Consider the following 8343-nt stretch of genomic DNA (forward strand, 5'->3'; position numbering starts at 1 on the left):
ACCTTCTGCCGTCCGGCCGGGAGGACCTGGGCGCCCCGCTTGTTGAGGTTCGGGTTGATGTCGCCCTCGTAGATGACCTTGGGCAGGCAGACCTCGACGCCGCCGACGGCCTTGGTCATCGCCGCGAAGCCCGAGAAGTCGACCACCAGGGTGTGGTCGACCCGGATCCCGGTGAGCTTCTCCACCGTGTTCTGGGTGCAGGCGGCGTTGCCCTCCGTCGAGTCGCCCTGCGAGAACGCGGCGTTGAACAGGATGTCCTTGCCCTTCTGCTCCTTGGTCCACTTGCCGTTGGGGAGCTTGCAGGGCGGGATGGTCACCAGGGTGTTGCGCGGGATCGAGACGCCGATGGCGTTCTTGTGGTCGGCGTAGACGTGCAGCAGGATCGTGGTGTCCGAGCGGGCCCCCTCGGCGTTGCCGCCGCCGAGGTCGGAGTTGCCGGCGCCCCGGCTGTCGGAGCCGATCAGCAGGATGTTCACCGGCTTGTTGCCGTTGGCGTCCGCCGCGGACTCCGGCGGGCGGTCCTTGCTGAGCCCGTCCGAGTCGATGGTCTTGATGTTGCCGTTGAGCTTGAGGTAGATCGCCCCGCCGGTCCCGGCTATGAGCACCAGGGCGCCCACCGCCGTCCAGCCGACGATCTTCTTCATGTTGCGCTCGGGCTTCTTGCCGCGTCCGCCCGCCTTGCGGTGGCCCGAGCCGGCCGACCCGCCGTCGCCACCGGCTCCGCCGCGGCCGCCCTTGCCCTGGGCCGCGCGCCTGGCCTCGGCCCGGCCGCCGGTCCTGGGGGCCGGGATCGAGCCACCGGCGCCGGCCGTGCCGGTTCCGGAACCGCCCGCGGCGGCGCCGTCCGCGGAGCCGCCCCCGGGCGCACCCGAACCCGCCGAGCCGGTCGGGTCCTCCGAACGCGGCCTGGCCACGCTGGACCGACTCCTGTCTCGGCGACCCGACATCCCCGCACCTCTCACGGCTGTGTCCTCGAACGATCGGCGGCCAGGACGTCCGCCCTGGCGCCAGGTGGAGCATACAAGCCGACCGGAAACGACCTGTCGCCGCTCCGGGGCCCGGGGCCGTCGTCAAACCCCCGGCGCCGCCCCGCGGACGGGGGTTCGACGACGGCCCCAGGAGTCGCGGGCGGCCCCGGAGGGGTCCGTCACTTCTTCGGACGCGGCAGCAGCGCGGTGACGGCGAAGGCCAGGGCGAGCAGCCCGGCGGCCACCGTGAAGGCGAGCCGGAAGCCTCCGGTGAGCGCCTCCGCCTCGGGCCGGCCGGCGGCGGCCAGGGCGTCGCCGCGGGAGGTCGCCAGGGTGGAGAGCACGGCCACCCCGAGCGCGGCACCGACCTGCTGGGTGGTGTTGAACAGCCCGGAGGCGGTCCCGGCGTCCTCCTCGCCGGCGCCGGACATGCCCAGCGCGGCCAGCCCGGAGAGCACCAGCCCGCCACCGCCGACGAGCAGCATGGTCGGCAGCAGGTCGACGAGGTAGCCCGCGTCGGCCGGCAGCCGGGTCAGCAGGCCGAGCGCCGCGACCAGCAGCCCGAGACCGGCCAGCAGGACGGCGCGCTCGCCGAACCGGGCGCTCAGCCGGGCGGAGAGCAGCAGGGAGACGGCGCCGATGGCGACGGCGGCCGGGAGCATGGCGAGACCGGTGGCGGCGGCCCCGTAGCCGCGCACGTTCTGGAGGTAGAGGGCCACCAGGACCTGGAAGCCGAACATCCCGGCGATGACCAGCACCTGCACCGCGTTGGCGGTGGAGACGGCCCGCGAGCGGAACATCCGCAGGGGCAGCAGCGGCGTCGCGGCCAGGGCCTGCCGGACCAGGAAGCCGGCCAGCAGGACCAGCGCGAGCGCGCCGAGGCCGAGGGTCCGCGCGGAGGTCCAGCCGTGCTCGGCGGTGCCGACGACGGTGTAGATGCCGAGCATCAGCGCCGCCGTGATCAGCACCGCGCCCAGGGCGTCGGTGCCGGCCCGCAGCCCGGGGCCGCGGTCGGGGGCCAGGACGCGCAGCGCCAACAGGGCGGCGGTCAGGCCGAGCGGCAGGTTGATCAGGAAGATCCAGTGCCAGTCCAGCGCCTCGGTGAGGACACCGCCGAGCACCTGGCCGATCGACGCGCCGGCCGCGCCGACGAAGCTGAACGCGCCGATGGCACGGCCGCGCTCGCCCGGCTCGGGGAAGAGCGTGACGAGCATGCCGAGGCTGACCGAGGAGGCCAGGGCGCCGCCGACGCCCTGCAGGAAGCGGGCGGCGATCAGCAGCTCCGGGCCGGTGGCGAGGGCGCAGAGCAGCGAGGCCGCGGTGAACAGCACCAGCCCGGCGACGAACACCTTCCGGCGGCCGACGAGGTCCCCGAGCCGGCCGGCGAGCAGGAGCAGCCCGGCGAAGGCGATCAGATAGGCGTTGACGGTCCAGGTCAGGCCGGCGGGGGTGAAGCCGAGGTCCTGCTGGATGGCCGGCAGCGCGACGGTGACGATCGAGCCGTCCAGGACGATCATCAGCATCCCCGCGCAGAGCACCGCCAGGGCGAGGGCTCGTGAGCGGGTCGAGGCGGGTGCGCTCGGCGCGGCCGCGGTCGACGTGCGAGTGGTCGGGGCGTGCGTGGTCATAGCGGGTCTCCCGGTGGGTCGAGTACCGGGTAAGACGCTAGCAGATGGTTTTGTTGTGGACTATCTCTTCCAAGAGAATCTTCCTGGGGATGATCCTCTTCCTTGCGTCAGCCTCGGGAACGACGGGCCCGGCGGACCGTCCGCTCGCTCTCCACCGGCTCCGCCAGCGGCCCGCCCACCAACCGGGTCAGCGCCGCGACGAAGGCGGTGCGCTCGTCCTCCGGCAGCGCCTCCAGCACGTCCCGGTGCACCCGGTCGGCGATCGCCGTGCCCCGCTCGACGGCCTCCTCCCCGGCCGCGGTCACCGAGATGATCCGGGCCCGGCGGTCGACGGCGGACGGCCGGCGCTCGGCCAGCCCGGCCTTCTCCAGCTCGTCGACGGTCACCACCATGGTGGTCTTGTCCAGGTCCGCCAGCTCGGCCAGCTGGATCTGGGTGCGCTCGGCCTCCATCGCGTGGAACAGCACGCAGTACGCGCGCGGGGTGATCCCGAGCTCGGTGAACGCGGCCGACATCCGGGTCGCGAGCACATGGCTGGCGTGGTCCAGCAGGCCGGAGATGTCACGGATCTGCCGCACGGGCGGGATGGTCGTCATGGCTCCGAGGTTAGCAACGACCGTCCGCCGACGGACGATCCCGTGCGGGACTGTTTCCCGGTACGGGACTGCTTTCCACCGGCCCTGGGTCCCGTCGGGCTACGGGATGCCGAGCTCGAACAGCGCGTACCCCGCGTACCAGCCCGCCGCCACCGCCGGCATCGCGAACAGCCCGGCCACCGTGCTCGGCCGCAGCCGGCGCAGCGCCACCGCCAGGCCGACGCACAGCGGGAAGGCCGGCAGCAGGTAGCGCGAGATGTTGCCGTAGATCTGGTTGCTGCTCAGCGCCATGAAGACGGTCAGCAGGGTGTAGACCACCAGGACCAGCGGCGGCCGCAGCCGCAGCAGCAGTACCAGCAGTCCGGGCAGCGCGATCAGCAGGCACACCGCGATGAGGTCCGGCGCCGGATTGGACTGCCAGAACGTCCAGTGCCCGGTGATCGTGTCCACGGTGCTGCTCAGGGTGGACGCGCCCCAGTCGAAGTAGCGGTTCCAGGCGCCGCGCTGGAGCTTGAAGTAGCCGGTCCAGTCGCCCATCCGCCAGCCGACCCAGGCGATGTACCCGAGCATGCCCCACGGGGTCATCAGCATCGCGGTCAGCGGCCTGGCCACCCCGTCGGTGCGCCGCACCAGCGCCACCAGCGCCGAGATCGAGACCGCGGCGATCACCGTGGCCGCCGTCGGCCGGTTGAGACCGGCCACCAGGGCGAGGGTGCCGGCGGCCAGCCAGCGGCGGGTCATCACGCAGTAGCAGGCCCAGGCCGAGAGGGCGACGAACAGGGAGTCGGAGTAGACCGCCCACTCCACGCCCGAGCCCGGGAACAGGCCCCAGATCACCGCCGCGGTCACCCCGGCCCGGAAGCCGCCGAGCCGCTCCGCGATCGCGAAGATCCCGGCGGCGGCGACGAAGGAGGCCAGCACCGAGACGACGATCCCCGAGCCGTACGGTCCGAGCCCGGTCACCGCCCCGACCAGCCGCATCAGCCAGGGGTAGAGCGGGAAGAACGCCGCCGAGTTCTCGTAGTAGGTGGCCAGCGGGTAGCCGTGCAGCGGGATCAGCTGCGGGTCGTAGCCGTTCTCCGCGATCCGCTGGTACCAGATGCCGTCCCAGGTGCCGAGCACGTCCCAGGGGCGGGCGCCGCCACCGCGCCCCGGGTCCTTCTTCAGGAAGTCCTCGGTGTGCGAGAGCAGCAGCAGGAAGACGGTCAGCCCGGTCGCCTTGACCACCGCGTACGCGCCGAGCGCCGGCGCGAAGCGGTCGACCAGGGCGCCGATACGGCCGGGCCCCGGGGCCGGGCTGTCCGGCCGACCGGTCTCCTCCGGGTCCACCGACCCGGACGGCGACGACGACGGGGAGGACGACGAGGGCACGCCCGCGCCCCCGCCCGACGACTCGGTGCTCGATGCCGTGCTCATCAGCTCTGGTACTCCCCGCCCCACTCGCGTCCGGCGCGCCGACCGACACCGCGACGCCGGGCGAGCCTACGACACCCCGCCCGCCGCACGGGTGGGCAGCCCGCTCAGTGACCGGACGGGCGGGTCGTGGACGGACCGGCCGCGGGAGCGGAGGAGGGCGGGCCCGGACCGCCGCCGGATGCGAGCGGTGCCGACGGCGGTCGCCGTCGGCACCGGGGCGACAACGCCGCGAGCCGCCACTCCGCACCCCAGGAGGGAAGCGCGGGAGCGGCGGCTCGCACCGGCCGGACCGAGGAACGATCAGCCGTTGTTGACGCAGGTGTTGCCGAAGGACGGGTTCAGCAGACCGATGATGTCGATCGTGTTGCCGCACAGGTTGACCGGCACGTGCACCGGAATCTGGAGCTGGTTGCCGGAGATGACACCCGGGGAACCGGCGGCGACGCCCTCAGCGCCGGAGCTGGCCATCGCGGAACCGGCACCGGCGGCCACGATGCCGACAACAGCGGCGCCGACGGCGGCCGTCTTCTTGATGCTCATGAGGAGCCTCCTGACTGTTCGACAGAGATGCACGGGGAGTGCGACATCTCCAACGAGACCCGGTCGAGCCGGTTGCGAGGGCACCCCCACTGTCACCCGTCCGGAGGAACGGACCCCCGTCCGGGCATTCGGGTGACTGCCGCATCCGACCGTTTCCCCCGGCGCACTGCCTCGTTCTCACAGTCGGAACACGCTCCACCCGCCCGCCAAGACGAGGAGATCCGCCGCCGGTCCAAGCCCGTCCGGAATTCCTCCCGGTCGCGCGTCGATGCGAATCTTCCCGGCCGTGCGGGAATCGTTCGCGGCGCACGGTACCGCGGCGGCCGCTCATCGCCCGCGCCACGGGCGACACGCGCCATCTGGGCCGCCCGAGTGACAATCACGGCATTCCCAGAAACCACCGGGCCAGGATTTCACCTCGCCCGGCTCCCGACTATTCCACAGACGGTCGGGCAGAAATCGGAGGAAGAACCACATGCGTAACCTCAAGAAGGCTGCCGCCCTGTCCCTCGCCGCCGCCGGCCTGGTGGTCGGTGCGGCCGGTGGCGCGTTCGCCAGCTCCGGTGCCCAGGGTGTCGCCGCCGGCTCCCCGGGTGTGCTCTCCGGCAACCAGATCCAGATCCCGGTGCACATCCCGGTCAACGTCTGCGGCAACTCCATCGGGCTCGTCAGCATCCTGAACCCGGCGTTCGGCAACACCTGCATCAACCACGGCTGACCCGGCGGCCGCCGACCCGGCGGCCACGGTTCAACCGCACTCGTGCCGCACCCCGCCACGGGCGGGGTGCGGCCCGCTCAACCCGCGTTTGATCTAGGAGATCAACCCCCATGCAGAACGTGAAGAAGGCCGCCGTCCTCTCCGCCGCCGCCGCCGGCCTGGTGCTCGGCGCCGCGGGCGGTGCCGCCGCCAGCTCCGGCGCGGAGGGCGTCGCCGCCGGCTCGCCCGGTGTCGCCTCCGGCAACCAGCTCCAGGTCCCGGTGCACATCCCGGTCAACCTGTGCGGCAACTCCATCAACGTGATCGGCCTGCTGAACCCGGCGTTCGGCAACACCTGCATCAACGCGGAGGCCGAGCACCACCACCACGACATGGACGACTGCTGATCCCCATCGGCACGCGTTCCGCCCGCACTGCCCCCCGGCCCGTCGGCCGGGGGGCGGTTCGGCGTACCCGGGCGCGGTCCGGCCGCCCGGGGCACCCCTCCCCCCGAAGGTGATTGCGCATGGTTTCGAAGAAGAGCGGGGCCGGCCTCGCCGCCGCCCTGGGCGCCGCGATGCTGCTCGGCGGCGCCGGCGCGGCGCACGCGGCCCCCGCCGAGGGCGGTGCCGCCCTCGCCAAGACCGACGTCAACCAGGCGCTCGGCGGCACCAGCGCCGGGCTCGGTTACGCCGTGGCGCCGGTCAAGGACCTCCGCCTGGACCCGTGGGCCAACTCCTCGGCCGACGTGCTGAACAACGGCGCGACCGTCCAGCCGGAGAACTCCGGCCTGGCGCCGGTCGGCACCGACCTGCTGACCGGGCCGCTCAGCGCCGGCGGCGGCCCGCGAGACCTGCCGCTGGTCGGCGGGCTGCTCGGCGTGCTGCCCGGCTGAGCCGCCGCACCGGCACCGCGCACGCCGGGAGCCCGGCACCCCGTCCTGCGACACGGGGTGCCGGGCTCCCGGGCTGTCCGGGGCTACAGCTGGGCCAGGCCCGCCAGACCGGTCTCCTGGACCACGCCGGTGGTGGTCGCGGTCGTGGTGGTCGCCAGGTTGTCCACCGAGTCGGTCACCGAGATCCGCTCGTCCTCGTTGCCCAGCGTGGCGCTGGCGCCGGGCACCGCCTGCACCGCGCCGGTCACCAGCCGCGGGTCGATCTCGTCCACCTTGACCCGGCCGTCGGCGAGCTGGCCGGTGCCGTCCTTGGCCAGCGAGAGCGGCTTGCCGAGACCGATCCCGGGGGTGTCGGCGTGCAGCGGCGCCGCCGGGGCGTCCAGCAGCAGCTCACCGAGGTCGGCGCCCTGGTCCAGCAGCGGCAGCGGCAGCTCGGCCTTGGCGGTCGGACCGACCCGGCCGGTGCCCAGCGGCGGCACGATGCGCTCCGGGATCAGCGCGTCGCCGGTGGTGTGGGCCGGCACCGGGGGCATCAGCAGCGAGGTCGGGATGCCGCCCGAGATCCGGCTGTCCAGCGGTGCCACCGGGATGTCCACCGGCACCTGCTGGGTGGCCAGCTGCTCCTCCAGGGCCCCCACCTGCTCGGGGCCGACCGGGGCGGCCGAGGCCGCCCCCTGGGAGGCGAGCATGCCCGCACCGACCGCCAGCAGCATCGCGCCGGCCCGCTTGGAGAACCTCATGCTTTTCACCGTTCTGCCTGTCCGTAGTGGAGATCTCTACAGGGAAGGGCTGCGCGGGCGCAGCCGAGAGCAATGTGCTCAACGATCCACCCGGATCCCGGATTGCGGGCGTTAACCGGTTCGGGCTAATAATCCGACAAGAAACACACGGCCGTCGCGCCTCCCGGACTCTTTTCAGAAATCCCCGTAACCTTCCGTGCCGTCATTCTTTGATCTGAGCGTCAGTGACCGCAGACCGGGTCTGAGCGTTGTACGCGTTGTACGCACGGAAACCAAGAGCTTTTCAGAGAGGGATCTCCCCATGATCCAGAAGTCCTTCGCGGCCGCCGGCCTGGCCGCCGCCGCGCTGGCCGTCGCCGCGGCGCCGGCCTCGGCCATCGGTGACTCGGACGGCTCCGCCGGGTCGTTCCAGGGCAACGGCGGCACCAACTTCACCGGCACCGTCGGTGACCACAGCCCGAACTTCCACTTCCTGGACAACGCGAACGTCTGCCTGCCCGAGATCCACAACATCGCGGTCGGCGTCCTCGGTGTGGCCGTCCCGGTCGAGGTCCCGATCGCCAACAGCGGTGGCAAGCAGTACTGCACCCAGGGCCAGGGCACCCAGACCAAGGGCGACTCGGGCGTCTCCCACCTGATCGGCTGACCTGCTCGTCCCAAGCTGCGTCACCCCTCCTGATCCACCCTTCGAATCGCTCCCCGATTCACCCCCTGAGAGGAACACCGAAATGATCAAGAAGTCTCTCGCCGCCGCCGGTCTGGCCGCCGCCGCCATCGCGATGTCCGCCGGCTCCGCCTCCGCCATCGCCGACTCGGACGGCGCCGCCGTCTCCGCCCAGGGCAACGGCGGCACCAACCAGACC

General features: G+C 72.7%; 10 protein-coding genes. 4 read left to right on the top strand and 6 right to left on the bottom strand.

Annotated elements, in window-relative coordinates; genetic code table 11:
- The 5 genes from VR45_RS02025 to VR45_RS02045 form a co-directional block, all read right to left on the bottom strand.
- Positions 1–644, bottom strand: a 644-nt coding sequence (locus tag VR45_RS02025; RefSeq protein WP_045937924.1) for an LCP family protein, incomplete at its 3' end; no start/stop codon positions are given.
- Between the two features lie 503 nt (positions 645–1147).
- Positions 1148–2596 carry an MFS transporter gene (locus tag VR45_RS02030; RefSeq protein WP_045937917.1) on the bottom strand — a complete coding sequence of 483 codons (1449 nt, stop codon included), beginning with the start codon at positions 2594–2596 and terminating at the stop codon, positions 1148–1150.
- A gap of 107 nt (positions 2597–2703) precedes the next feature.
- Positions 2704–3192, bottom strand: coding sequence for a MarR family winged helix-turn-helix transcriptional regulator (locus VR45_RS02035; protein ID WP_045937918.1), 489 nt, complete (start codon positions 3190–3192; stop codon positions 2704–2706).
- Positions 3193–3291: 99 nt separating this feature from the next.
- A complete protein-coding gene (locus tag VR45_RS02040; RefSeq protein ID WP_234325800.1) occupies positions 3292–4608 on the bottom strand; it encodes a glycosyltransferase family 39 protein in 1317 nt (438 codons plus the stop codon).
- A 300-nt stretch (positions 4609–4908) separates the two neighbouring features.
- The gene (locus VR45_RS02045) at positions 4909–5148 is read right to left on the bottom strand and encodes a chaplin (protein WP_030393803.1); all 240 of its coding nucleotides are present in this window, start codon (positions 5146–5148) and stop codon (positions 4909–4911) included.
- Between the two features lie 475 nt (positions 5149–5623).
- On the opposite strand from VR45_RS02045, the gene VR45_RS02050 reads away from it, so the two are divergent.
- From VR45_RS02050 to VR45_RS02060, 3 genes are all read left to right on the top strand, one after another.
- Positions 5624–5866, top strand: a complete 243-nt coding sequence (locus VR45_RS02050) for a chaplin (RefSeq protein ID WP_045937920.1) — start codon at positions 5624–5626, stop codon at positions 5864–5866.
- Positions 5867–5976: 110 nt separating this feature from the next.
- The gene (locus VR45_RS02055) at positions 5977–6252 is read left to right on the top strand and encodes a chaplin (protein ID WP_045937921.1); all 276 of its coding nucleotides are present in this window, start codon (positions 5977–5979) and stop codon (positions 6250–6252) included.
- 119 nt (positions 6253–6371) lie between these two features.
- On the top strand, positions 6372–6740 hold the full coding sequence (locus VR45_RS02060) for a hypothetical protein (protein ID WP_045937922.1): 369 nt from the start codon (positions 6372–6374) through the stop codon (positions 6738–6740).
- A gap of 83 nt (positions 6741–6823) precedes the next feature.
- On the opposite strand, the gene VR45_RS02065 is transcribed toward VR45_RS02060, so the two are convergent.
- On the bottom strand, positions 6824–7480 hold the full coding sequence (locus VR45_RS02065; protein ID WP_045937923.1) for a hypothetical protein: 657 nt from the start codon (positions 7478–7480) through the stop codon (positions 6824–6826).
- Between the two features lie 301 nt (positions 7481–7781).
- On the opposite strand from VR45_RS02065, the gene VR45_RS02070 reads away from it, so the two are divergent.
- The gene (locus tag VR45_RS02070; RefSeq protein ID WP_030304790.1) at positions 7782–8126 is read left to right on the top strand and encodes a hypothetical protein; all 345 of its coding nucleotides are present in this window, start codon (positions 7782–7784) and stop codon (positions 8124–8126) included.
- Positions 8127–8343 lie beyond the last annotated feature (217 nt).

The sequence above is a fragment of the Streptomyces sp. NRRL S-495 genome, assembly GCF_000966955.1.
GTDB classification, from domain to species: Bacteria; Actinomycetota; Actinomycetes; order Streptomycetales; family Streptomycetaceae; genus Kitasatospora; species Kitasatospora purpeofusca.